This is a genomic window from Streptosporangium sp. CA-135522 (genome assembly GCF_050949235.1).
GTDB lineage: Bacteria > Actinomycetota > Actinomycetes > Streptosporangiales > Streptosporangiaceae > Streptosporangium.
On sequence record NZ_CP192026.1, the window covers coordinates 2,334,413 to 2,358,868 of the forward strand.

Below are 24,456 nucleotides of genomic sequence, written 5' to 3' on the forward strand. Positions count from 1 at the left end.
CCGCCAGGCCGGAGGCCTGAATCGCGAGATCGCAACCGAGACGGCCGGCCGGAACACCCACCCGCCGTAGCACGAACCGGCAGCCACTCGACCTCGTCCAAGCCGGACATGGAACCTGCTGTCACCCGACCTCGTCCAAGCCGGACATGGAACCTGCTGTCACCCGACCTCGTCCAAGTCGGACATGGAACCTGCTGTCACCCGACCTCGTCCAAGCCGGACATGGAACCTGCTGTAACCCGAACTCATCCAAGTCGGACATGGAACCTGCTGTCACCCGACCTCGTCCAAGTCGGACATGGAACCTGCTGTAACCCGAACTCATCCAAGCCGGACATGGAACCTGCTGTCACCCGAACTCATCCAAACGGAACCCCCGTTCGTCGCGGCGTGCACGCACGGGATGCGATTCACCGTCGCACACGCGCCTTGTGTAATGTCCCTTCCAGCTATTTGGTGCTGACATAAGAGGACATTTCATGGGTGTTTCCGTGGCATACGTGACCTACGCGGACCCGGAGGGGTTCGACGACGAGAAGGAGATCGCGCTGGCGGCCTGGGCCGAGGCGGGGATCACCGGGCACATCGTGCGCTGGGACGACCCGGAGGCCGACTGGGCCGCGTTCGACGCCGTCGTGGTCCGCACCCCCTGGGACTACATCGACCGGCGGCAGGAGTTCCTCGACTGGGCGCGCCGTGTCGAGTCCGTCACCCGGCTGTTCAACCCGGTCGCCGTGCTGGAGCGCAACACCGACAAGACCTACCTGCGGGATCTGAAGGCACTGGCCATCCCCACCTACTGGGTCGCGCCGGGCGAGGCCGCCGACTTCCCGGTCCTCGACGAGTACGTGGTCAAGCCCACGGTGTCGTCCGGAGCCCGTGACACGATCAGGACCCGTGACCGCGCGGAGGCTCAGGCCCACGCGGTCCGGTTGGCCGCCGAGGGCCGGACCGCGATGATCCAGCCCTACCTGGACATGGTGGAAGCCGAGGGAGAGACCTCGCTGCTCTACTTCGGCGGCCGGTTCAGCCATGCCATCCGGCGCATCCCGATGCTCACCGACAACCCTCTCGTGCTCGACCGGGACAACGACCGGGGTGAGCTCCGCGACCCCGAGCCCGATCAGCTCGCCCTGGCCGAGCGGGTGCTCGCCGAACTCCCCGGCACGCTCTACGCCCGGGTGGACCTGGTCCGGCTGCCCGACGGCAGCCCGGTCCTCATCGAGGTGGAGCTCACCGAGCCCTACCTGTTCCTGCGCTACGCGCCCGACGCGGCGGCCAACCTGGCCCGCGCGCTGGCCGAGGCGATCTGACCGGCGGATATGGCCTGACAGGCCATATCCGCCACCGGAAATCACTTGTGTGAAGTCCCTAATATTTGGTCAATGCTGAGATGAGGGGATATTCGGCGCTTTGACATGAGGGGATGTTCGTGAGCGCTTCCGCGGCGTACGTGACGTTCGCCGATCCGGACGGGTTCGACGACGAGAAGGAGCCCGCCCTCGCGGCCTGGGCCGAGGTGGGGATCGCCGGGCATATCGCGCGCTGGGACGATCCGGAGGTCGACTGGGCCGCGTTCGACGCCGTCGTGGTCCGCTCTCCCTGGGACTACGTGATCCGGCGGGCGGAGTTCCTCGACTGGGCGCGTCGCGTCGAGTCCGTCACCCGGCTGTTCAACCCGGTCGCCGTGCTGGAGCGCAACACCGACAAGACCTACCTGCGGGATCTGAAGGCACTGGCCATCCCCACCTACTGGGTCGCGCCGGGCGAGGCCGTGGACTTCCCGGTCCTCGACGAGTACGTGGTCAAGCCCACGGTGTCGTCCGGTGCTCGTGACGCGATCAGAACCGGAGATCGGGACATGGCTCTGGCCCACGCCGCCACGCTGGTCGCCGATGGCCAGACCGCGATGATCCAGCCCTATCTGGACATGGTCGAGGCCGAGGGGGAGACCTCGCTGCTCTACTTCGGCGGCCGGTTCAGCCACGCCGTCCGGCGCAACCCGATGCTCGCCGGGAACACCGCCGCACCGGGGCAGGAGGCGCGCGAGCCCGAACTCCGCGACCCCGAGCCCGATCAGCTCGCCCTCGCGGAGCGGGTCCTCGCCCAGTGTCCCTACCTGCTCTACGCCCGCGTGGACCTGGTCCGGCTGCCCGACGGCAGCCCGGTCCTCATCGAGGTGGAGCTCACCGAGCCCTACCTGTTCCTGCGCTACACGCCCGACGGCGCGGCCAACCTGGCCTGCGCGCTGGCCGAGGCGCTCTGACGCCCCCGGCCGCACCGGTACGGCGTACGCCCGGAGCAGGGCGCGCGACGCTTCGAGGTCGGCCGCGCCTTCGTCGCCGAGGTCGTGAAGGTCGTCCCGGAGATCCACGACGTGGCCGTCCGCAACCGGCGGGCCCTCGGTCGCGGGTCCGTCTCAGCGCGATGGTCGATCCGCCCTGCGACCGAGACGGGTGACGACGGCCGTTGCTTCGCTCTTCAGGCCCGAGCTCGGTCAGAGCTGTGATCATTGATGGGGCGTGGGCCGATCTGGCGTGCCGTTCCGGCGAAGGCGCGAATGAGCGGGCTCTCCGCTCCGGTGCGCCAGACGAGTGCCCATTCGGTCGGCGAGGCGTCCAGGATCGGCAGAAAGACGATGTCGGGGTGGGTGTAGTAGCGCGCCACATGCGCATTGAGCGGGCACACACCCTGCCCGGAGGCGACGAGACTGAGAACCTCGTGGAAGGTCTTGGCGGCGGGGCCGCGAGGCACGGGGCGTCCGCTCGGCGTGCGACTGGGCGCCATGGCCTCGATCCAGTAGTCCGGCGGTCCTGCTGCGGGAGCGAGGACGGGATGGTCGCCGAGGTCCTCCATCGAGGCCGCTTTCTCGACGGCCATCGGATGGTCGGCTGCGATCGCGAGCACGCGGCCCTCGGTCAGCGTGACAGGGCCGACACTCATGTCGGGTTCGCGGATGGGCAACCACATCAGTTGCACGTCGACGGCATTCTCGCGCAGCAGGGTGAAGGCGTCGGTGAAGTGGAACTCCTGAAGCCGGACGTCGCATTCGAGGTGGCGGGCGCGGAACGCGTCGATCACCGGGCGCAGTTCGTTTCCCAGCGCGCCCATGACGCCCAGCCGGAGTGTCCCGCTCGCTCCGAGGCCGGCGGCGGTCGCGCGGGCGAGACCGGCCTGGATCAGGTCGTATCCCTGCCGGAGGTCATCGCGTAGCCGGCAGCCGATCGCGGTCAGGGTCACCGTACGGCTGGTGCGGTCGAACAGGGCGGCGCCGACGCGTCGCTCCTGCTTTTTGATCGACTGGCTGACTCGCGCCGTGGACACGTGCAACTGCTCGGCGGTCCGGCCGAAGTGCAGCTCCTCGGCCAAAGTCAGGAAGATCTCGATATCTCGCAGCTCCATGAACACCCATATTTCGTTAAGTGTCAGGTTACGGAACGCTACCCGATCCGCCGTTGATCCCGGTCAGGGTGCTGCCCGAGGCTGGGCACTGCCTGAAAACACCTTTTCGGCTTGTTTCGTAAGGGGATCAGTGAACATCACCACCACCACCGTCTCGCTGAACGTCGATGACGTGACCGCCTCGGGTGAGTTTTTCACCACCCACCTGGGGTTTCGGGAAGCCGTCGCGGCCGAGGGGTTCATCTCTCTCGTCCGCGACGACGCGGCGGCCGACATCGTGCTGCTGAGCCGCGGCACCGAGGTGTTGCCGCCCGAGCAGAGGGGGCAGCACGTGGGCGGCGTCATCGTGGCCTTCACCGTCACCGACATCGCCGCCGAGCAGGAACAGCTCCGCGGGGAAGGAGCCACCATCACCATGCCGCTGCGCACTGAGCCCTGGGGCGAGCGGCTGTTCCAGCTCACCGACCCCAACGGCATCGTGGTCCGGCTGGTCGAATGGGTCGCCCCGGCCGAGGCCTGACAGGTGAGCTCTTCGTGAGGGGCCATATGACCCCGTTCCATCGCGGCGCGCCGATCAACGGCAGCCCACCGGCCGATCTACGGCAGCCCACCGGAAAGGAGAACTGCCATGTCCTTGAAGACCGTCAATACCGTTCTGGCCGCTCTTGGCGCCCTGTTCATCTTGTACGTCGGTGTGAGTTACACGCTCATCCCGGAATCGATGGCCCCGAACTTCGGCCTGTCGAGCTGGCCGCAGGGGGACGGTGACGGCTTCCTCGTTCTCAAGGGCGTCCGTGACATCGTCTCCGGCCTGATCCTCCTCGTGCTGCTCGTGACGCGCCACCGGCGCGCCCTCGGCTGGGTGCTCCTGGTCGAGGCCTGCACCCCGATCGGGGACATGATGACCATCTTGGCGCACAGCGGGTCGACGTCCGCCGCCGTCGGCATCCACGGAGCCACCGCGGCAGTCATGCTGGCGACCGGACTGCTGATCCTCAGAGAAACGCGCGACCAGTCCTGACAACCCCCACCCGGTAAGGAAATCGCAGATGTCCCTGATCGTGCCGGACTTCGACGAGTCCGTGATCGTCCGCTCCGCCGAGGCCGAAGTGATCGGCCGGGCTCCGACCACCATCCGGCTGCTGGCCGACAGCGGCTCCACCGGCGGCGCGCTGTCCGCGCAGCGGGTCACCCTGATCAACGGCGCCGACGGCGCCAAGCCGCACCATCACGCGGGCTCGGCCGAACTGTTCTACCTGCTGGACGGCACTGCCCAGCTGCTGTCCGGCGACCAGATCGTCACCGCCGAACGCGGCGACCTGGTCGTCGTCCCGCCTGGCTTCGCGCACGCCTTCGCCGCCGCTCCGGGCGAGGACGCCGACATCCTCATCGTCATCACCCCGGGCGTCGAACGCTTCGAGTATTTCCGCCACCTGGAGCGCATCGCCTACGGCAAGGTGGCGCCGCAGAGCCTGCTGGAGGTCCAGGAGCTCTACGACACCTACTTCCGCGACAGCACCGCCTGGAAGGACCGTCCTTCAGCATGAGGAAGATCCTCCACACGGCCCACATCTACATGATCGTCGGGGTGGTCAGCGGCCTGTACTACCGCGAGATCACCAAGCTGAACGACTTCACCGGCGACACCCAGCTCGGGGTCGTGCACACCCACCTGCTCGCCCTCGGGATGTTGTTCTTCCTCATCGTGCTGATGCTGGAGAAGTTGTTCACCCTGACCGCCAGCAGGCTCTTCACCTGGTTCTTCTGGGTCTACAACACCGGTCTCGCGCTGACCGTGCTCATGATGACCGTCCACGGCACCCAGACCGTGCTCGGTGCTCAGACGAGTCCGGTGATCTCCGGTATCGCCGGGCTCGGCCACATCCTGCTGACCGCCGGCCTGATCCTGCTGTTCACCAATCTCGGCAAGCGGCTCCCGGGCAAGAGCGGCTGACCGGGATCCATGAAGTCTGCCCGCGGTCCAGGCCGGCCGACTCGCGCGGACGGCATCCGGGTGATCATCCCTTCCAGCGCACAGCGGTAAGGGGCATCCCAGCCGAGACCCCCTCCACCGGCAGGACTTTCGGTGGTCTTCTAGGACGTCGCCCCGTGGGCGGAGATGCCGCCGTCCACCGGGATGACCGCCCCGGTCACGTAGGCTCCGGCCCGTGACGACAGGAAGATCGCGGTTCCGGCCATGTCCTCCGGGGTGCCGATGCGGCCCAGCGGCACGTGGGACTCGATCATCGAGCGGGTGGCCGGGTCGTCGAGGGCGAAGGCCATCATCTTCGACTCGAACGGGCCCGGCGCGATGGCGTTGACCGTGATCGACTCCCTGGCCAGCCGCTGTGACAGGTGGCGGGTGAGCATGTGCACGGCGGCCTTGGCCGCGGAGTAGGCGTAGTTCTCCATCGCGGGCACCCGGATCCCGTCGATCGACCCGATGTTGATCACCCTGGCCGGGTCGGCGGGGCTCGCGGCGGCGCGCAGCAGCGGCAGGAACCGCTGGGTCAGGTAGAACACGCCTTTGACGTTGATCCCCCAGAGCTTGTCGAAGGCGTGCTCCGGATACTCCTCCAGCGGCGCGCCCCAGGTCGCCCCGGCGTTGTTGACCAGCACGTCCAGCCGTGACTCCCGCGCCGAGACCGCCTCCACGAGCACATGGGCGCCGGCCTCGGTGGACAGGTCGGCCGGTACGGCGAAGCAGCCCAGCTCGGCGGCGGTCTTCTCCACCTCGGGGGCCTTGCGCGAGGAGATGTAGACCGTCGCGCCGGCCGCCACGAACCCGGCCGCGATCATCCGGCCGATGCCCCGCGAGCCTCCGGTGACGACGACCGTCTTGCCTTCCACCGAGAACAGAGTCATGTTCCGCAGCATGCCCCACGGCCGGTCGCTCCGTCCATACCGACCGGTTGGTTGAAAATTAACACCATCTATGGAAACGAGAATGAAACAATCTTCCATCATTCGTTGACATGCGGCATCCCTATGGTGTGCCTTCGTTTACAACGAATCACCGGTTCGAAGATGGGGCACACCATGAGGAGATTGGGCGCGCGGCTGGCCGCGTTAGGCCTGGCGTTGGTGCTGGCGACACTCCCGGCGACACAGGCGCTGGCCGGACGGGCGCCCGAGGCGGGAAAGAAGATCGTCAGGCTGGGCGTGACCCAGGCCGTCGACTCCATGAACCCGTTCCTGGCGGTCCGGCTGGTCTCGTCGTCGATCCACCGGTGGATCTACGGGTTCCTGACGGTTCCCGACTCCAAGACCCTGCAGCCGAGCCCCGACCTGGCCGAGTCGTGGGAGACCTCGAACGACAAGCTGACCTGGACCTTCAAGATCCGCGCCGGCGCCAAATGGTCGGACGGCAAGCCCGTCACCGCGCAGGACGCCGCGTGGACCTTCAACACGATCATGACCGTCGACGCGGCCAAGCAGTCCAACGGCCCGGCGGTGGAGAACTTCGAGAGCGTCACGGCGGCCGATGACCGGACCCTGGTCATCAAGACCAAGAAGCCCCAGGCCTCGATGCTGGACAACCCCATCCCGATCGTGCCCAAGCACGTCTGGGAGGCGGTCGGGGACATCGGCAAGTTCGACAACGACCGGTATCCGATCGTCGGCAGCGGCCCGTACATCGTGACCGAGTACAAGAAGGACGCCTACGTCAAGCTGAAGGCCAACCCCGACTACTGGCGCGGCGCCCCCAAGATCGACGAGCTGCACGTCCTGTTCTACGAGAACCCCGAGGCCGCCAACGCGGGGCTGAAGAAGGGCGACATCGACCTGATCGGCCGCCTGGCCGCCCCCCAGTTCGAGGCCCTGGCGGGCGATCCGAACATCGTGCAGTGGAACACCCCCGGCCGCAGGGCCGCCTACCTGCAGATCAACCACGGCGCGCGGACGAACGACGACAAGCCGGTCGGCGACGGGCACCCCGCGCTGAAGGATCCGAAGGTCCGCCAGGCCATCCACTACGCGATCGACAAGAAGGCCCTGGTCGACCAGGTGCAGAACGGCCTCGCCGTGCCGGCCGACGGATCGATCATCCCGCCGATGTACCAGGACTTCTTCTGGAAGGCCGAGGGCGACGACCTCGTCACCCACGACCCCGCGAAGGCCAACAAGATCCTCGACGACGCCGGATACAAGAAGGGCTCCGACGGGATCCGGACGATGCCCGACGGCAAGCGCAAGCTGGAGATGCGCTTCAGCATCCACACCGACACACCCGTCGAGGACAAGCTCGCGCAGTTCCTGACCGGCTGGTTCAAGGACATCGGCATCGCGCTGACGACCAGGAAGCTCGACTCCAACAAGTTCACCGAGGAGACCGGCTTCACCGGCCTGTTCGACATCGCGATCAGCGGCTGGTCGGTCAACCCCGACCCCGAGGAGGTCCTGGCCACCCACCTGTGCAGCCGCAGGCCCACGGCCAGCGGAGAGGGCGGCGGCACCGAGTCGTTCTACTGCGACCCTGAGTACGAGAAGCTCTACCAGCAGCAGCTGAGCGAACTCGACCGGGCCAAGCGCGCCGAGATCATCAAGCAGATGCAGCGACGCCTCTACACCGACGCCCCGGTCATCGCCCTCTACTACCCGAACGACCTTGAGGGCTACCGCAAGGACCGCATCACCAGCATCACCCCGATCCCCGAGGACAAGGGCCTCCTGTACGGCGGAAGCGGCTACTGGCCCGTCTACTCCCTGGACGCGGTGGCCACCCCGGCGGCGGGCTCGGGCGGCGGCTCCAACACCGGCCTCGTCGTGGGCCTCGCCGCGGCCGTGGTGATCCTGGGCGGGGGAGGATTCCTCCTGGCCAGGCGGCGTCGCTCCGTAGCGGACGAACGCGAGTGACGTCTCAATGACCGTACCTGCCGGCACATCTCCCGGCGTGTCTCCCGGCATCCGGCCGGACGGCCGGCCCGACACCGGACCCGACGCCGAACCGGCGCCGGCCCCCGGCAGGGAGGGCGGCGCCCACCGGACGACGCTGCGCTACGCGCTGACGAAGGCCGGCGGGGCCGCGCTCAGCATCGGCATGGTCATCGTCGCGACCTTCTTCCTGTTCCGCCTGATCCCCGGCGACCCGGCGATCGCCTACACGCGCGACGTGCCGCTCAGCCCGGATCAGCTCGACCTGCTGCGCCACCGGATGGGACTCGACAAGCCCCTGATGCAGCAGTTCCTCGACTTCGTGCTGCGGACCCTCCGGCTCGATCTCGGCACGTCCTACGAGTACAAGCGCCCGGTCACCGAGCTCATCGCGGACCGGGCCGGCCCCACCCTGGTGCTCGTGGGCACCGGGCTGGTCATCTCGGTCAGCCTGGGTCTGTGGCAGGGCACCAGGGCGGCGTGGAACCGCGGCAGCCGGTTCGACCGCTTCTCCACCGGCCTGTCGCTGGTCCTGTGGTCGGTGCCGACGTTCTGGCTGGGGCTGCTCCTGCTGATGGTCTTCGCGGCAGGGGTGGGCCCGATCCCGGGAATCTTCCCCACCCGCGGCATGGAGGACGTCGACGCGCCCGACGGGCCGCTCTACCTCCTGCACGTCGCCCATCACCTGGTGCTGCCCTGCCTCACCCTGGTCGCCGTGGTCTACGCGCAGTACCTGCTGGTCATGCGCTCGTCGCTGCTCGACGAGATCGGCCAGGACTACGTGACCACCGCGCGTGCCAAGGGTCTGCGAGACGACGAGGTACGGCGGCGCCACGCCGTGCCCAACGCGCTCCTGCCGACCGTGACGCTGGTGTTCATCCACATCGGGTTCGTGGTCGGCGGAGCGGTGTCGGTGGAGACCGTCTACTCCTGGCCGGGCCTCGGCCTGCTGTTCTACGAGGCGATCAAGGGGCCCGACTTCGCGGTGATGCAGGGGACCTTCATGGTGGTGTGCACCGCGGTGATCGTCATGAACACGCTGGCCGACGTGGCCTACCACGTCCTGGACCCGAGGGTGAGGTCGGCGTGAGCGTCACCTGGACCCGCCGCAAGCTGGCGCTGTCGCGCTTCTGGCGGGACTACCGCCGGCAGCGGGCCGGGCTGTGGGGCGCGGCGATCCTGATCGCGGCCGTCGTCCTGGCCCTGCTCACCCCGCTGGTCACCGACCCGGCCGGCATGGACGTCACCAGGGCGACGGGGGCCAAGATGGCCGCCCCGAGCCTGGACTTCCCGTTCGGCACCGACGAGTCGGGCCGGTCCATCCTGCTGATGATCCTGTGGGGCTCGCGCGTCTCGCTGCTCATCGGCTTCATGTCGGCGCTGCTCAGCATGACCATCGGCACCGTGATGGGCATCGCGGCCGGTCACTTCCGCGGCTGGACGTCGGCCGTGCTGATGCGGATCACCGACTGGTTCCTGGTCCTGCCGTCGCTCGTGCTGGCCCTGGTGCTCGCGGCCATTCTCGGCGGCGGCACCTCCACGATCATCCTGGCGATCGGCGTGACCTCCTGGGCGTCCACCGCGAGGCTGATCAGGGCGCAGACCCTGTCGGTCGAGGCCAGGCCGTACATCGAACGCTCCAGGGCTCTCGGCGCGGGGCACTGGCACATCATGACCAGGCACGTGTTGCCGAACGTGGCCCCGCTGGTGCTGGCCAACACGACCCTGCAGGTGGCCAGCGCCATCGTCGCCGAGTCGACCCTGGCCTTCCTCGGCGCGGACTCGGGCAAGGTGTCGTGGGGCGGCATGCTCCGCGGCTCCTACGACTGGGGCGCCGCCACCTCCGGCGCGTGGTGGTACATCCTGGCGCCCGGCCTGTGCATCGTCGCGGTCGTCATGGCGTTCACGCTGTGCGGCCGCGCGCTGGAAGCCGTGCTCAACCCACGCCTGCGGGGAGTTTCCCGATGAGTCTGCTTCAGCTGCGCGACGTCGCGGTGACCTACCGGACCGCCTCGGGCGAGGTGCCCGCCGTGCGCGGGGTGTCGCTGGACCTGGCGGCGGGTCAGGCACTCGGTGTGGCCGGGGAGTCGGGGTCGGGCAAGTCGACGCTGGCCATGGCCCTGCTGCGGCTGCTTCCCCGGGACGCCCGGGTGACCGGGGAGATCCTGCTGGACGGCGAGGACGTCCTCACGATGAAGTGGGGACGGCTCCGCGCGGTGCGGTGGGCGTCGGCCTCGGTGGTCTTCCAGGGGGCGCAGCACGCCCTGAACCCGGTGCGGCGGATCGAGGACCAGATCGCCGAACCGCTACTGGTCCACGGGCTGGCCACCCCGGCCGCGGCGCGGCGGAAGGTGGGGGAGCTGCTGGAGCAGGTCGGCCTGCCCGCCTGGCGCGCCCGCGGCTACCCGCACGAGCTGTCCGGCGGGCAGCGCCAGCGCGTGATGATCGCCATGGCGCTGGCCTGCTCGCCGCGCCTGATCATCGCCGACGAGCCGACGACCGCCCTGGACGTGATGATCCAGGCGCAGGTGCTCGCGCTGATCCGCTCGCTCATCGCCGAGCACGGCATCAGCCTGATCATGATCTCCCATGACCTGTCGGTCCTGGCCGCGATGTGCGACCGGCTGGCGGTCATGTACGCCGGGCGGGTGGTGGAGTCCGGTCCCGCGCACGAGGTCTCCCGGGACGCCCGCCACCCCTACGGCCGGGCGCTGGCCGAAGCCTTCCCGACGGTCGGCGACCCCGCCTCCCGGCTGGCGCCCAGGGGCCTGGGCGGTGACCCGCCCGATCCCCGGAATCTGCCCGCAGGCTGCTCCTTCCACCCCCGCTGCCCGGTCTCCCTGCCCATGTGCGCCACGCGGGAGGTGGAGCTGTGGCCGGTGGGCGGCGGCCGTACCGAAGAGGGCCTCCCGGCTTCGCACGCCGCCGCGTGCGTGCACGTCCTGCCGGAGGGGGCCCGTGCGGAAGGGCCCGACGTCCCGGTCGCGCATTCCACGGAGGGGGTCGCATGAGCCTGCTCGAAGCCCGGGATCTGCACGTGGAGTTCTCCTCGCGCGGGCGGCGCGCCCGCGCGGTGGACGGGGTGAATCTGGAGGTGGGCGAGGGCGAGATCGTCGCGCTGGTGGGCGAGTCCGGCTGCGGCAAGACCACGCTGGCGCGCACCCTGCTCGGCCTGGAGCGGCCCACCTCGGGCTCGGTGCTGTACGGCGGGACGCCCCTGTCCTACTCCTCGCGCGCGCTGAAGGCCTACCGCCGTGAGGTGCAGCTCGTGCTGCAGGATCCGACGGGTTCGCTCAACCCCCGGCACACCGTCTACGAGGCGGTGGCCGAGGGGCCGCGCATCCACCGCCTGCCCGACGAGGAGGAGCGGGTGGCGTCGGCGCTGTCGCGGGCCGGGCTGCGCCCGCCGGAACGGTTCCTGCACTCCTACCCGCACGAGCTGTCCGGAGGGCAGCGGCAGCGCGTCGTCATCGCCGGAGCCCTCGCGCTGGACCCCCGGGTCCTGGTCGCCGACGAGCCGGTGGCCTCGCTGGACGCCTCGGTCCGCGGCGAGATCCTCGCCCTGCTGCTGCGACTGCGCGAGGAGCTGGGCCTGTCGGCCCTGGTGGTCACCCACGACCTGGGGCTGGCCTGGAACATCGCCGACCGCGTCGCCGTGATGTATCTCGGCAGGATCGTCGAGTCGGGACCCGTGGAGCAGATCCTGAAGTCGCCGTCCCACCCCTACACGCAGGCGCTGCTGTCGGTGCTCCCGGAGTCGCCGTCGCCGGTGGTGCTGGGCGGCGAGCCGCCGGACCCCACCCGCGTCCCCTCGGGCTGCCGTTTCCACCCGCGCTGCCAGGTCCTGGCCGCGGGCGCGGCGGCCGAGGCCGGGGTCGACGGGCGGTGCAGGTCGCAGCCGCTGCCCGTGCTCCCCTCCGCGGCGGACTCTCAAGCAGCCTGCCACTACGCCGGGGTACGGCGGGGATAGTCCGCGGCTGCCTGCCCGCCGACGCCGGGCAGGCAGCCGTCCGCTCAGAGACCGGGCAGGCGCCCGTTGCGGAACAGGTCGACGAAGAGCCCGTGGTCGGTCCTGGCCTGCGCGCCGTAGGAGTGGGCGAAATCGACGAGCATGGCGGTGAAGCCGTCGGCGTCGCCGTCGATCACGGCCACGATCGCGTCCTCGGTGGAGAAGTCGACCAGGTCGTGGCTGGACTCGTCGTCGGCCACCGAGTGCATGCGGGCCACCGCCCGGCCGAGGTCGCCGATCACCGAGGCGAGCTCGTCCGGCTCGTTGACGTCACCCCAGTCCAGGTCTGCGGAGTAGGGGGAGACCTCCGCGACCAGTTGGCCGACGCCGTTCAGCGTGGTGTAGCCCAGCCAGGGGTCGGCGTAGGCCTGCAGGGCGCGCTGCGACTCGGCCGTGCGGTGACCCTGGTGCTTGAAGTAGCCGTGCACCTTCTCGTCGGTGATGTGCCGGGCCACGGCCGGGACCTGGGCCTGCTTCATGTAGAGGATGACGTCGTTCTCCAGGGCCTGGGTGTGGCCCTCCAGCAGCATGTTGTAGGAGGGCAGCCCGGCCGAGCCGATGCCCACCCCCGTCCGGAGCGCGAAGTCCTTGATCCTGTGCTCGACCTCGGAGACCGCGGGCCGCGTGGTCAGGTAGTCGAGGAAGGCCGCCTCCACCGTGCGCCGGGTCTCCTCGTCGACCGGGTAGCGGCCGTCCATGGCGGCGAACCTGCGGTCGAAGTCGTCGATGGTGGTCTCGGCGTCCAGCAGCGCCACCCGGGTGTTCAGCCGGGCCACCTGCAGCACCCGGTGGAGCACGCCGGTGGTGGTCTCCAGGGTCAGCGAGCCGATCGCGTCGTCCCCGCCCTCGGAGATGGCGGTCAGCTCGGCGAGGTAGGCGCGGGCGAACCGGGCCACCAGCTCGGTGATCACTTCGTCCGACAGCGCCTTGGCGTAACCGATGAGCGCGATGCTGGCCGCGAAGCGCTTGAGGTCCCAGACGTAAGGGCCGACGTAGGCCTCGTCGAAGTCGTTGACGTTGAAGACGAGGATGCCCGAGGCGTTCATGTAGGTGCCGAAGTTCTCGGCGTGCAGGTCGCCGTGGATCCATACCCGGCCGGTGCGGTCGTCGAGGAAGGAGTCGTCGGCGAACGTCCCGGTCATGTCCGCGTAGAACAGGCTGGCGCTGCCCCGGTAGAAGGCGAACGGGGAGGCGGCCATCTTCCGGAACTTGCGACGGAAGGCGGCCGGGTCACGCTTGATGGATTCACCGAACTCGGTGATCAAGACGTCGAGAATGTGCGCCGAGCGCCCATCGGTGGTCATGATGCGCACGTTAGAGGCAAAGGCGGGGACTTCGCCACACGTGAAAGATCACGGATGTGGAACGTGCCAATGAGACGGCCCGGTCCGCCTGCTTCCGGCGCTGGGCCGAGGGCCCCGGCGGGCGACGTCGCGCCGGGACGGCGGGTGCACCGCGACGGGTCACACGACGATCATCGGGAAGTCCTGCGGGGGAATCCTCGGCGACTGCTTCTCGGTGAAATCCTCGCCCACGTCCATGAAGGTCCTCCCGAGCGTGAAGGCGGTGATGGCGCCGTGAATGGTGATGATGGTCATGGCGAGGCGCCGGCCGGCGATCTCGGTTCCGAGCGCCGCCCCCGGATGGAACGCCTTCAGGGCGTTCAGGACCAGCATGAAGCAGACCTGTTCGACCGTTATCGCGAAGGCGGTGTCGTGCAACCAGTTGAGATGCCTGACCGCCTCCTGAAGACCGTGGGCCTTGGCCACCGCGCGGTCGGCGAGCTGGATGCCCGCGGTGACGAAGTCGCGGAGCTTGCGATCGGCGGCGCTCTGCGCTTGCCCTTCCCAGGCCGTGGCGAGAGCCTCCCGGTTCGTGGGGTCGCCGGCGCCGAAGATGACGCCGAGCCGTTCGGCTTTTTCCCGCCACGCCCCCATGACAAGGTTGACGTTGTCGTCGTCGAAGGCCATCGCGGTCATCCAGATCGCGCAGGCGATCGCGGCGTTCCAGCTCGTCATGGAGGCCATCCTGAGCAGCGCGTTGGTCCGCCCGCTCATCTTCTGCAGGCGGGCCAGCTCCACGGAGCCCGGCTTCCACCTCTTCATGTCCTCTTCGAACGCCCGCAACACTCCGGGTGCTCTCCACGCGGCGCCCGCCGAGATGACGGCCGTGCCCGCCAGTACGCCTCCCTTCCACGGCTGCCCTTGCGGCCGATGGACGGAGCGGAGCTGCTCCCTCATCTCGTCGGAGTAGATGTCGGGCCTGCTGGTCTGACCGGCGCGGGCGAGCAGGGCCTGGATGGCGGCGTCCTCCGCCGTGACGTATCCCTCGGCGGTCGCGTGCATTCCCGAGGAGATGCCCTGCGCCGACTCTGCTCCCGTGCCGATCCTGCGGTGGAAGTCCCCCTGGCCGAGGTTGTGGCGCCACCGAGCCGGCTCGCCGATGATTCCCAGCGCTCCCGGGGTCAGCTCGGCGAAGTCCGTGGCGGCGAGGGAGCTCAGGTTCTCGTGAACCTCCTGGGCGTTCAGACCGGCGCGCCGGATCGCGTCCTTGCTGGCGGAGAAGGAGGCGTCTGTCATAGCGCCAATTTGTAACGCAGTTCCCACGAAGGCTTCGGTGGCTGCCGATGCTGTTATGGGGTCGTATTGCCGGATTTATACACTCGTTACCGCTGTGGAGCGTGATGGGTCCGCTCCCGGCGCCGGTACGGCGGGCACCGGGAGCGGGGCGGCTCCTCAGGAGGGGAGAGCGCGGCGCAGGAAGTCGAGCTCGGCCGCCATCAGGTCCTCCGCGACACCGTCCGGGGTCATGTGACTGACACCGGGGAGCAGAATCGTGGAGTGCGCTCGCCCGGCCTCGGTCAGGGCCTCCGACAGGCGCAGGGTGTGCAGCGGGCGGACGTTGTCGTCGGCCAGGCCGTGGATGAGCAGCAGCGGCCGTTCGAGTCCGGGAGCGTCGGCGATCAGCGAGTCGGCGTCGTATCCGGAGGGGTTCTCATCGGGCAGGCCGAGATAGCGCTCGGTGTAGGCGGTGTCGTACCAGCGGAAGTCGGTGGGCGGGGCGCCCGCGCAGGCGGCGTGGAAGACGTCGGGCCGCCGGAGTACGGCCAGCGCGGCGAAGTAACCGCCGTAGGACCAGCCGCGCACGCCCACCCTGGACAGGTCGAGGTCGGGGTGCTTGCCCGCGAGTTCGTGCAACCCCGCGACCTGGTCTTCCAGCGCCACCTGCGAGAAGCGCCGGAAGATCGCCCGGCCGAAGGAGGCCGACACGTTCGGCGTGCCCCGGTTGTCGATCGTCACGACCGCGAAGCCCTGGTCGGCCCACCACTGCTTGCGGATCCACCGGCCGGACTCGGCGGCGATCGCCTGGTAGCCGGGCCCGCCGTACACGTCGAGGAGGACCGGCAGCCTCTCCCCGGGCACGTGCCCGCTCGGGTAGAGCACCGCGGAGGGCAGGCGGTGTTCGGTCACCCGATCCAGGATCGGTCGCGGCCGGTACGGCGACGCCGCCGACAGGTCGCGGATCTCCACGGCGGGGTCCTGGACGAGACCGCCGGGGTGGACGACCCGCCGGGTGCGGGCGGTCTCCATGGAACCGCTGGTCAGGACCAATGTCGAGCCGCCGGTCAGGGCGCTGTGCACGCCGGGCTCATGGGTGATCCTGGCCGTCGTGCCGTCCGGCCCGAGGCGGTAGACGTGCTGCTCGGCGGGATCCGCCTCGTTGCCCTCGACCAGCAGGTCGTCACCGAGGAAGCCCGCGACGCGCCGCACGTACAGCCACGAGGGGGTGAGCACGGTGCCGTCGACGGCCAGGGCCTGGGTGTCGTGCGCCTCGACCGTGGTCAGCACCCGGCCGTCCGCCAGAAGCGAGGGGGTGCCGGGCACGGCCTCGATCCAGAGCGGGTCGGAGAGCCGCGCCAGGGGGGAGGTCGTGGCGGTGGCCGGGTTGACCGCCAGGAGCAGCCCGTTCTGCTGGAGCCGGTCCAGCACGGTGATCACCGGGCGGTCCTGCTCGCTCCAGTCCACCGCCGTGAGGTAGGGGTATCTGACGTCGTCCCACAGGATCTGCCTGCGCGCGCCGTCCAGGCCGAGCAGATGCAGCTCGACGGCCGCGTTCGGTCCGCCCGCCTGCGGATAGGCCGGCTCCGGCGTCGCCGTCGCGGGCTGCGCGGGGTCGGCCGGGGGGTGGCGTGGCACGCGGGTCTCGTCCACCCGGGTGGCCAGGAGCGCCGAGCCGTCGGGCGCCCACCAGTGCCCGCGGTGCCTGCCGAGTTCCTCGGCGGCGGCGAACTCCGCCACGCCCCAGGTGACGTGGGACTCGCCGGCGACCAGGCGGTTGCCGCCGTTCTCGTGGACGTAGAGCCGTCCGGCGGTCACATAGGCGATCCTGTCTCCGGACGGCCGGGGGTCGAAGGCGGGACCGGCTACCGGGACCTCCGCCACGGTGGCGGTGGCGATGTCCACCCGGAACAGTCGCCCACCCAGCGCGTAAACCGCCGTGGGGCCGTCGACGGCGTAGGAGCCGATGCCGGGCGCCCACAGACGTGTCCGCTCGCGCAGGGCCCGCTCCTCGGGCGGCAACTCGTGCGGACCCTCCGCCGGCTCGGCCAGAAGACGCTCCACGCCGGTGGCGACGTCGAGGGCCCACAGCCGCTCGACGGGGTCCTCGGGCCCGCTGGAGCGCAGGAACAGCACCAGCGAGCCGTCGGAGGAGACGGTCAGGGCTCGGGGGGAGCCGTAGGTGAACCGCCCGGTGGCGGCGAGGCGGGTGAGGAGCGCGTCAGAAGGCATGTAATGTGAAATATCACATCACATAATGAATGGCGAGGGTTCGGTTCCGACCGTTCGCCGTGCACGGCCCCGGCGGCGCGGGGAGCGCGGGGCACGAGGCCCGCCGCACCGGGAGCGGCGGGCCGGGCAGGCGGCGACCAAGGGCCGGTCAGGGGGCCGGCTGGGAGGCGGGACCGACCGCGATGGTGGTGCGCAGGCCGTTGCCGGCCTCCTTGACCACCCTGATCTCGGTGTTGGTGTCGGGTGGGCGGACGCCCTGCCGGGGGTTGGTGCTGTACCAGTAGACGCCGGTGTGGTCGTTGAAGGCGGGGACGCCGGGGAGCGGGGAGAAGACCGTCCTGGCGCTGTCCTTGTGGAGGGAGAGGCGGTCGGTGGGGGTCGGGCCGAAGGTGGCGTCGAAGACCTGGAGCCTGCCGTTGACCGCGGTGTGGTCCTTCCAGAGCAGGGGAACCGGGTGGGCGTCGATCGGCAGGATCATGCCCTCGCCGAGGTGGTCGCGGGTGGCGTTGTCGGTGTAGTAGGTGTCCCAGAGCCAGACGAGGACGCCGTCCTGGTAGGGGTAGTGCTCGTAGACGTCGCGCCGGGTGGGGTCGTTGGCGAAGCCGCCGCTGTAGGGCCCGGTCTCGAGGTAGGCGCCGTAGCCGGTGTAGCGCCGGTTCTCGGCGATGTAGGCGCGGGGGTGTGCTTTGGTCCCGATCCTGCCGGTACGGCTGAAGCCCACCGCGCTCCAGCCGTTGTCGCCGCTTTCCACGTCGTCGGTGACGGCGCCGGTGATGGCGTCGACGATGAAGCCGTTCTCGGCGGTGTTGGTGTCGGTGACGTAGCGGAAGCGGAACTGGATCCTCTTGCCCGCGTAGGCGTCCAGCGGAAGGCTCAGGTCCGTCCAGCCGCTGCGGCCGGTGATGCCGGGAACGCCGTCGACGCTGGGGATCGGCTGCCCGCCGACGGTGCCGCCGATCGGCTTCCAGACCTTGCCGTCCTCGGAGACCTCGGCGTAGAGGTAGTCGAAGTCCTGCTCGATCTGGTACCAGACCTTGGCGTTCAGGACCGCCGACGTCACCCCGGTGAGGTCGATCTGGCGGCTGAGCGTCTCGTTGAGATAGTCACCCCTGCCGCTCCACCACTGGTGGGAGCCCTGAACCGGGTCGACCAGTTCGGTGCTGACCGTGTGGGGCGGCAGATCGACGACGACGGCCTGCGGGTCGGCGGTGTTGTAGGAGCTCACGCCGAGGGTGTGGGTGGACGGCGTGGCGGCCTTGGCCCTCTCGTAGGACAGCCAGCCGAGCCGCAGCTTGCTCCACGCGTCCAGGTCGCCGGGATACTCACCGCTCTGCCCGTTCTTTTTGCTCAGGTACGAGGCGCTGGACATGAGCGACCAGAACTCGACGCTGTTGCTTCCGCCGCCGTCGTACAGGTCGGGCAGGCCCAGGTCGTGGCCGTACTCGTGGGCGATCAGGCCGACGCCGCTGTTCTCACCGGCGGTCAGGAACTTGCCGACCCAGATGCCGGTGTCGCCGATCTCGGTGCCGCCCCGCAGGTTGCCCGCCGGGCCGGATCGGCCGCGCAGGTTCCAGTAGGCGTCGTGGTTGACGGCCCACAGCGCGTCCGCGCCCTGCGCGCCGCCGCCCCAGGTCTCGTCGACTCCGGCGTGGATCACCTGGAAACGGTCGATGTAGCCGTCGGGCTCGTCGAAGTTGCCGTCGAAGTCGTAGTCGTAGCGGTCCCAGACGTCGAACGACCTGAGCTCGGCCGTGATGTCGGCGACGCTGCGCCCCTTGGCGCGCTCGGCCTCGTACCAGGCGTTCGCGGAGTCCTTGGCGAAGTCGAACAGGGGGGTGTCGCAGTCCAGGCCGCCGGCGCAGCGCGGGGTGCCGTAGCGGGATTCGTTGTAGGGGACCTTCACCCAGTCGGAGACGTAACCGTCGAAGTCGTACCGGCCGGCGGACTGGAGCCGGTAGAAGTTGCGCAGCGAGTTGGCGCCCGGGGTGTCGTTGAAATAGCCGTCCCGGTAGTAGGCCCGATTGAAGTCGGGCCGCCAGAGCGTGTGGTTGTCGTAGCCCCGCTCGGGCTTGGGGATCCGGTTGTGCAGCGGTCCGGGCACGCCGCCGTAGCGGATCTGGCCGTTGTACAGCGTCGCGTTGTCGATCTTGTCGCCGAACTCGGCGAGGACGGTGAAGATCTTGTCCTTGCGTTCGAGGGCGAGTTCGACGTACCGCCCGCCGATCTTGACCTTGCTCGAGGAGAGCTCGCGCGGCCGGGAGGCGGACAACGTCTGCTCCATGGCCTTGGTCCGAAGGGACCGCTCTTCGGCGGCGATCGGGTCGAGCACGTCCGGGTGGTCGCCGTCGCCGGACTTGACCGCGGGGATCTTGGGGTCCGGGTTCGGGTTCGCCGAGGCCGGGCCGGGCGGCGCGGAGACGCCCAGGGTCGTCCCGATCAGCCCGGCCGCGAGCAGGGTGATGAGCTTGCGCACGTGGGGGGTTCCTTCCGGAGGGGAGGGAGAATCACGCGTAACATGTCATATTTCATATCTCCTGAATAGGGACTGATCTGAACACAAATAAGTAACGGACTTTAGGTAGTGATATTTCACATTTTGTGTGCTGTCCTTTGGAGCGTTCCACGAGTGTGGCGACAGGTGACCCGGACGGGGAACCGCTCGCATCCGCCGCCTCGCCCGCGCCGGGAACCTCCACCGGCGCCGGCCGCTCGCTACGGATGCCGGCTGGAGACCGAGACGACCTCACCCGTCATGTACGTGGAGTACTCGCTGGCCAGGAAGACGATCACGTTGGCCACCTCCCACGGTTCGGCCGGCCGGCCGAACGCCTCGCGGGCGGTGAGCTCGGCGAGCAGTTCGTCGCTGGTCACCTTGGCCAGGAAGGGGTGCATGGCCAGGGACGGGGCGACCGCGTTGACCCGGACGCCGTGCGGGGCCGCCTCGACGGCGGCGCACCTGGTCAGGGCCATCACCCCCGCCTTGGCGGCGGCGTAGTGGGACTGCCCCTCCTGGGCACGCCAGCCGATCACCGAGGAGTTGTTGACGATCACCCCCGAGCCCTGCGCGACCATCCGTCGCAGGGCGGCCCGGGTGCAGCGCATCGTGCCGGTGAGGGTCACGTCGAGCACCGCGTCCCACTGTTCGTCGGCCATGTCGACGAGCTTGGCGGTGCCGCCCAGGCCGGCGTTGTTGACCACCACGTCCAGCCGTCCGTGCGCCTCGGCCACCGTGTCGAACAGGGCCCGGACCTCGGCCTCGGAGGTGACGTCGCACGGCACCGCCAGCGGTTTCACCCCGGTCAGCTCGGCCAGCGCGTCGGCGGCCTCGCCCAGCCGCCGTTCGTGCCGGTCGGAGATGACCACGGTCGCGCCCTCCTCGGCGCAGCGCCGGGCGGTGGCGTACCCGATTCCCGCCCCGGCCGCCGCGGTGACCAGCGTGACCTTTCCGGCGAGCAGGCCGTGGGCGCGGGGGTAGGGGGGAGGTGTCGCCATCGGGACTCCGTTCTCGATTCTCACGACGACGCTCTCGCGACGGCGGGCGGGTGCGTGGGAGGGCGGACGGGCCGGGCCGGCTCAGCCCTTGGGCAGTCCGAGGGTGCGTTCGGCGATGATGTTGCGCTGGATCTCGCTGGATCCGGCGTAGATGGTGTCGGCGCGGCTGAACAGGTAGAGCCGTTGCAGGTCGTTCAGCTCGTACGGCGGGCCGTCGGCGACGAGACCCTCCCGGCCCTGGACGGCCTGGGCCAGCTCGCCCAGCCGCCGGTGCCACTCCGACCAGTAGAGCTTGCCGATCGACACCTCCGGGCCCGGTTCCCCGGCCGACAGTGAGGTCATCGTGCGCAGCGCGTTCAGCCGCATGATCTGCAGCTCCAGCCACGACTGGACCAGCCGGTCGCGCAGCACCGGGTCCTCGGCCGCCCCGGTACGCCGCGCGGTCTCCACGACCTGGGCGAACTCCCGCTGGAAACCGATCTGCTGGCCGAGGGTGGAGGCGCCGCGTTCGTACCCGAGGGTGGCCATGGCGACCCGCCAGCCCTCGCCGGGAACGCCCAGGACATTGGCGGCGGCCGTGCGGGCGCCGTCGAAGAAGACCTCGTTGAACTCGCTGGTGCCGGTCATCTGGACGATGGGCCGGACCTCGATCCCCGGCTGGTCCATCGGGACCAGGAGGTAGGAGAGCCCGTGGTGCCGCTGCGAGCCGGGCTCGGTCCGGGCGATCACGAAGCACCAGTCGGCCACGTGGGCCAGCGAGGTCCACACCTTCTGGCCGGTGACCACCCACTCGCCGCCCTCGAGACGGGCGCGGGTCTGCACGCCGGCCAGGTCCGAGCCCGCGCCGGGCTCGGAGTAGCCCTGGCACCACAGTTCCTCGCCCCGCTGGATGGGGGGCAGGAAGCGCCGCTTCTGCTCCCGGGTGCCGTGGTCCAGGATGGTGGGTCCGATCAACCCCTCGCCGATGTGCCCGACCCGGGCCGGAGCCGCCGCGCGGGCGTACTCCTCGTGGAAGGCGACCTGCTCCTCCAGCGTCGCGTCCCGCCCGCCGTACTCCTTCGGCCAGCCCAGGCACGTCCACCCGGCCCGGCCGAGCAGTCGTTCCCAGGCGAGACGGACGTCGTGGCCCTCGTGCTCGCGGCCCGGCCCGCCCAGGCCGCGGGCGTGCGCGAACTCGCCGCTCAGGTGCTCGGCCAGCCAGGAGCGGATCTCCTCGCGCAGGGTCATGTGCGGAACCGGCCGTAGCCGCCCCGGAAGAACAGCAGTGGGCCGCCGTCACCCTGGAGGCCGAGCTGGTGGACCCGGGCGACGACGATGACGTGGTCGCCCGCCGGGTGCTCCGCCTCCACCGAGCAGTCGATCCAGGCCAGCGCGTCTGCGATCACCGGGTTGCCGCCGGGTGACTCGGTCCACTCCAGGCCGGCGAACTTGTCGCCGCCCCTGCCGGCGAGCGCGGCGCAGACCTGCTCCTGGTGCTCGGCGAGCACGCTGACCGTCTGCGTCTTGGCGGCGCGCAGGCGCGGCCAGCTCGTACTGGTGTGCGCCACGCAGAAGGCCACCAGGGGCGGGTCCAGCGAGACGGAGGTGAAGGAGTTGGCGGCCAGGCCGCACGGCTCGCCGCTGTCGGGATCGACGGCGGTGATGGCCACGACGCCGGTGGCGAAGTGGCCCAGCACGGAGCGGAACCACTTGCCGTCCACGGCCTGCGGGGGGTGCCCGGCTCCGTCGGATGGGCCCTGGGGAAGGCCGCTGTGCATGGCGACTCCGTTGGCGGTGATCCCGTGCCCGTCCGGGGTGACGCGCAGGTGACCTTCCGGCTCCAGCAGCCGGGCCGCGTGGGTGCTCATGGTCGCACTCGCCTCCTCGATCGCGCCAGGTCGGCCCCCGAGGGAAGTTCGGTGGCGGACGGTGTCCGCCACCGTCTCCACTCATAGTACCAAGCGCTTGCTTGGATAACAGGGAGGAGGCGGAAAAAGTGCCGCCCCGCTCCGCCTGCCGTCCCGCCCGTCCGTTGGCGTGCCCCTCCGTCTGCGGCCCTGTCCGCCCGCCGTCCTGTCCGCCCGCCGTCCTGTCCGCCCGCCGTCCTGTCCGTCCGTCGGCGTGCCGATGTCCCGCCGTTGACACGCCCGATCCGCCCGACCTAGCCTCTGGCCAAGCGCTTGCTTGTATTCGGGGAGGTGCGCGTGGGCGGTTTCCGGGACCGTACGGCCGTCGCGGGGGTCGGATACACGCGGCTGTCCAAGGACTCCGGAGTCAGCACGTTGACCCTGGCCTGCGAGGCCGTCCTGGCCGCGCTGGAGGACGCCGGTCTGACCGCCGACGACGTGGACGGCATCGCCACCCACCGGGTCGGCGACTCCGCGGCCCCCTCGGTGGTCGGCCCCGCGCTGGGCATCCATCGGCCGGCCTGGCACCTGGACCAGTTCGGCGGCGGCAGCGTCTCCCACTCGGTGGTCGGGCAGGCCGCGCTCGCGGTCGCCGCGGGGGTGGCCGAGACGGTCGTCTGCTACCGGGCGATCAACGCGCGCTCGGAGTTCCGGATGGGCGGCACGGGCCGGGGGCTGCCGGTCAGCCCGGAGGTGCAGTACCAGGCGCCGTACGGGTATTTCGCGCCGCCGCAGCAGTACGCGATGTTCGCCCGCGCCCACATGGAGAAGTACGGCACGCGGCCCGAGCACTTCGGCCGGCTCGCCGTCACCCAGCGGGCCAACGCGGTCAAGAACCCCCGCGCGCTCATGCGCGCCCCCATCACCCTGGACGACTACCTGAACAGCCGGTGGATCGCCGAGCCGTTCCGGCTGCTCGACTGCTGCCTAGAGACCGACGGCGCCTGCGCGCTCGTCATCACCGGCGCGGACAGGGCGCGGGACCTGAGGCGGCCGCCCGTGCTGATCTCCGCGGCGGCCTGGGGCGGCGGCGACTCCTTCCTGTCCGGCGGTGGCACGGACGTGACCGTGACCGCCGCGGCCGAACTGGCCCCCCGCCTCTACCGCCAGGCGGGTGTCGGTCCCGCCGAGATCGACGTGGCCGAGATCTACGACTGCTTCACCTACTCGGTGATCGTTCAGCTGGAGGACTACGGGTTCTGCGCCAAGGGCGAGGGCGGGCCGTACGTCGCCTCCGGCGCCACCGCGCTCGGCGGCGAACTGCCGGTCAACACGCACGGCGGGTTCCTCTCCGAGGGATACGTGCACGGCGTCAACCACATCGCCGAGGCCGTCTCGCAGCTGCGGGGCGACGCCGGCGACAGGCAGGTGGACGGCGCCGAGGTGGCCCTGTCCACCGCTCAGCCCGGCTACATCCTGCCCGCCACCTCGGCCCTGATCCTGCGGAGGGGATGAGCATGCGCCCGGTCACCGATCGCGACTCCGCGCAGTGGTGGGAACGGGTCGCCGGACACGAGTTCGTCGTCCAGCGGTGCGACTCCTGCGGCACGCTGCGCTTCCCGGCGCGAGCCTACTGTCACCGCTGCCGGACCGACCGGTGGCACTGGCAGCCGATCGCCCCCACCGGCCGCGTCGAGAGCTGGATCGTCAGCCACCAGCCCTTCCTCCCCGGGGCGACCGAACCCTACGTCGTGGTGACGGTACGGCTGTCGCAGGCGCCCGAGTGCGTGATGTACGGCAACTGGGCGGTGCCGGAGCCGCCGGTCGCCGGTCGGCCCGCCCGGGCGGTCTTCACCGTCGTGGAGGAGGGCTTCTCTCTGATCAACTGGCGGCCGCTGGAGTGACGCGGCCGGCGGATCGGGCGGTCCGGGAGGAGGCGAGGGGAGGTTCCCGGACCGCCCGCCCTCTGGAGGCAGGACGCGGCTCACCGGAACCGGCGAGCCGCGCCCTGACGGGAACGCGCCCTGGCGGGCGTGGGGGACCCGCCAGGACGCGTTCCGCC

The 24,456-nt window shown here is 70.1% G+C and carries 22 protein-coding genes; 13 read left to right on the forward strand and 9 right to left on the reverse strand.

Annotated features, from left to right (window positions below; translation table 11 throughout):
- Positions 1-479: 479 nt before the first annotated feature.
- Complete coding sequence (locus tag ACQPYK_RS11160; RefSeq protein ID WP_433253848.1) at positions 480-1,313, forward strand: ATP-grasp domain-containing protein; 834 nt, start codon at positions 480-482, stop codon at positions 1,311-1,313.
- A 113-nt stretch (positions 1,314-1,426) separates the two neighbouring features.
- Positions 1,427-2,266 (forward strand): ATP-grasp domain-containing protein, encoded by an 840-nt coding sequence (locus ACQPYK_RS11165; protein WP_433253850.1) that lies wholly within the window; start codon positions 1,427-1,429, stop codon positions 2,264-2,266.
- A gap of 215 nt (positions 2,267-2,481) precedes the next feature.
- On the opposite strand, the gene ACQPYK_RS11170 is transcribed toward ACQPYK_RS11165, so the two are convergent.
- Positions 2,482-3,402 carry a LysR family transcriptional regulator gene (locus ACQPYK_RS11170; protein ID WP_433253852.1) on the reverse strand — a complete coding sequence of 307 codons (921 nt, stop codon included), beginning with the start codon at positions 3,400-3,402 and terminating at the stop codon, positions 2,482-2,484.
- A gap of 130 nt (positions 3,403-3,532) precedes the next feature.
- On the opposite strand from ACQPYK_RS11170, the gene ACQPYK_RS11175 reads away from it, so the two are divergent.
- The 4 genes from ACQPYK_RS11175 (at position 3,533) to ACQPYK_RS11190 (ending at position 5,356) form a co-directional block, all read left to right on the forward strand.
- Entirely contained in the window at positions 3,533-3,922 is a 390-nt protein-coding gene (locus ACQPYK_RS11175) for a VOC family protein (protein ID WP_433253854.1), read from the forward strand.
- A 108-nt stretch (positions 3,923-4,030) separates the two neighbouring features.
- Positions 4,031-4,423: a DUF4267 domain-containing protein gene (locus tag ACQPYK_RS11180; RefSeq protein ID WP_433253856.1), complete on the forward strand. Its 393-nt coding sequence runs from the start codon at positions 4,031-4,033 to the stop codon at positions 4,421-4,423.
- A 28-nt stretch (positions 4,424-4,451) separates the two neighbouring features.
- On the forward strand, positions 4,452-4,949 hold the full coding sequence (locus ACQPYK_RS11185) for a cupin domain-containing protein (RefSeq protein WP_433253858.1): 498 nt from the start codon (positions 4,452-4,454) through the stop codon (positions 4,947-4,949).
- Positions 4,946-5,356, forward strand: a complete 411-nt coding sequence (locus ACQPYK_RS11190) for a DUF2871 domain-containing protein (protein ID WP_433253860.1) — start codon at positions 4,946-4,948, stop codon at positions 5,354-5,356. Before ACQPYK_RS11185 ends, ACQPYK_RS11190 begins: the two co-directional genes overlap by 4 nt.
- Positions 5,357-5,496: 140 nt before the next feature.
- On the opposite strand, the gene ACQPYK_RS11195 is transcribed toward ACQPYK_RS11190, so the two are convergent.
- Positions 5,497-6,267 (reverse strand): SDR family oxidoreductase, encoded by a 771-nt coding sequence (locus ACQPYK_RS11195; RefSeq protein ID WP_433253862.1) that lies wholly within the window; start codon positions 6,265-6,267, stop codon positions 5,497-5,499.
- A 174-nt stretch (positions 6,268-6,441) separates the two neighbouring features.
- Between ACQPYK_RS11195 and ACQPYK_RS11200 the strand changes: the two genes are divergently transcribed.
- Genes ACQPYK_RS11200 through ACQPYK_RS11220 form a run of 5 tightly spaced genes read left to right on the forward strand, consistent with a single transcriptional unit; the run spans position 6,442 to position 12,247 of the window.
- Positions 6,442-8,259: an ABC transporter substrate-binding protein gene (locus tag ACQPYK_RS11200; RefSeq protein ID WP_433253864.1), complete on the forward strand. Its 1,818-nt coding sequence runs from the start codon at positions 6,442-6,444 to the stop codon at positions 8,257-8,259.
- A 37-nt stretch (positions 8,260-8,296) separates the two neighbouring features.
- The gene (locus tag ACQPYK_RS11205) at positions 8,297-9,367 is read left to right on the forward strand and encodes an ABC transporter permease (protein WP_433253866.1); all 1,071 of its coding nucleotides are present in this window, start codon (positions 8,297-8,299) and stop codon (positions 9,365-9,367) included.
- Entirely contained in the window at positions 9,364-10,245 is an 882-nt protein-coding gene (locus ACQPYK_RS11210; protein ID WP_433253868.1) for an ABC transporter permease, read from the forward strand. Before ACQPYK_RS11205 ends, ACQPYK_RS11210 begins: the two co-directional genes overlap by 4 nt.
- Positions 10,242-11,288 (forward strand): ABC transporter ATP-binding protein, encoded by a 1,047-nt coding sequence (locus ACQPYK_RS11215; protein WP_433253870.1) that lies wholly within the window; start codon positions 10,242-10,244, stop codon positions 11,286-11,288. Before ACQPYK_RS11210 ends, ACQPYK_RS11215 begins: the two co-directional genes overlap by 4 nt.
- Positions 11,285-12,247: an ABC transporter ATP-binding protein gene (locus ACQPYK_RS11220; RefSeq protein ID WP_433253872.1), complete on the forward strand. Its 963-nt coding sequence runs from the start codon at positions 11,285-11,287 to the stop codon at positions 12,245-12,247. Before ACQPYK_RS11215 ends, ACQPYK_RS11220 begins: the two co-directional genes overlap by 4 nt.
- A 44-nt stretch (positions 12,248-12,291) precedes the next feature.
- Here ACQPYK_RS11220 and ACQPYK_RS11225 read toward each other — a convergent pair whose 3' ends face one another.
- The 7 genes from ACQPYK_RS11225 to ACQPYK_RS11255 form a co-directional block, all read right to left on the reverse strand.
- Positions 12,292-13,590 (reverse strand): DUF2252 domain-containing protein, encoded by a 1,299-nt coding sequence (locus ACQPYK_RS11225; RefSeq protein WP_433253874.1) that lies wholly within the window; start codon positions 13,588-13,590, stop codon positions 12,292-12,294.
- Between the two features lie 159 nt (positions 13,591-13,749).
- The gene (locus ACQPYK_RS11230; protein ID WP_433253876.1) at positions 13,750-14,865 is read right to left on the reverse strand and encodes a hypothetical protein; all 1,116 of its coding nucleotides are present in this window, start codon (positions 14,863-14,865) and stop codon (positions 13,750-13,752) included.
- A gap of 156 nt (positions 14,866-15,021) precedes the next feature.
- Positions 15,022-17,076, reverse strand: a complete 2,055-nt coding sequence (locus ACQPYK_RS11235; RefSeq protein WP_433253878.1) for a prolyl oligopeptidase family serine peptidase — start codon at positions 17,074-17,076, stop codon at positions 15,022-15,024.
- 148 nt (positions 17,077-17,224) lie between these two features.
- Positions 17,225-19,549: an immune inhibitor A domain-containing protein gene (locus tag ACQPYK_RS11240; protein ID WP_433253880.1), complete on the reverse strand. Its 2,325-nt coding sequence runs from the start codon at positions 19,547-19,549 to the stop codon at positions 17,225-17,227.
- A gap of 239 nt (positions 19,550-19,788) precedes the next feature.
- Positions 19,789-20,568, reverse strand: coding sequence for an SDR family oxidoreductase (locus ACQPYK_RS11245; protein WP_433253882.1), 780 nt, complete (start codon positions 20,566-20,568; stop codon positions 19,789-19,791).
- 81 nt (positions 20,569-20,649) lie between these two features.
- Positions 20,650-21,795, reverse strand: a complete 1,146-nt coding sequence (locus ACQPYK_RS11250) for an acyl-CoA dehydrogenase family protein (RefSeq protein WP_433253884.1) — start codon at positions 21,793-21,795, stop codon at positions 20,650-20,652.
- Entirely contained in the window at positions 21,792-22,415 is a 624-nt protein-coding gene (locus ACQPYK_RS11255) for a flavin reductase family protein (protein ID WP_433253886.1), read from the reverse strand. Before ACQPYK_RS11255 ends, ACQPYK_RS11250 begins: the two co-directional genes overlap by 4 nt.
- 336 nt (positions 22,416-22,751) lie before the next feature.
- Between ACQPYK_RS11255 and ACQPYK_RS11260 the strand changes: the two genes are divergently transcribed.
- Complete coding sequence (locus ACQPYK_RS11260) at positions 22,752-23,909, forward strand: thiolase C-terminal domain-containing protein (RefSeq protein WP_433253888.1); 1,158 nt, start codon at positions 22,752-22,754, stop codon at positions 23,907-23,909.
- Between the two features lie 2 nt (positions 23,910-23,911).
- Positions 23,912-24,298 (forward strand): Zn-ribbon domain-containing OB-fold protein, encoded by a 387-nt coding sequence (locus ACQPYK_RS11265; protein WP_433253890.1) that lies wholly within the window; start codon positions 23,912-23,914, stop codon positions 24,296-24,298.
- The last annotated feature ends 158 nt before the right edge of the window (positions 24,299-24,456 follow it).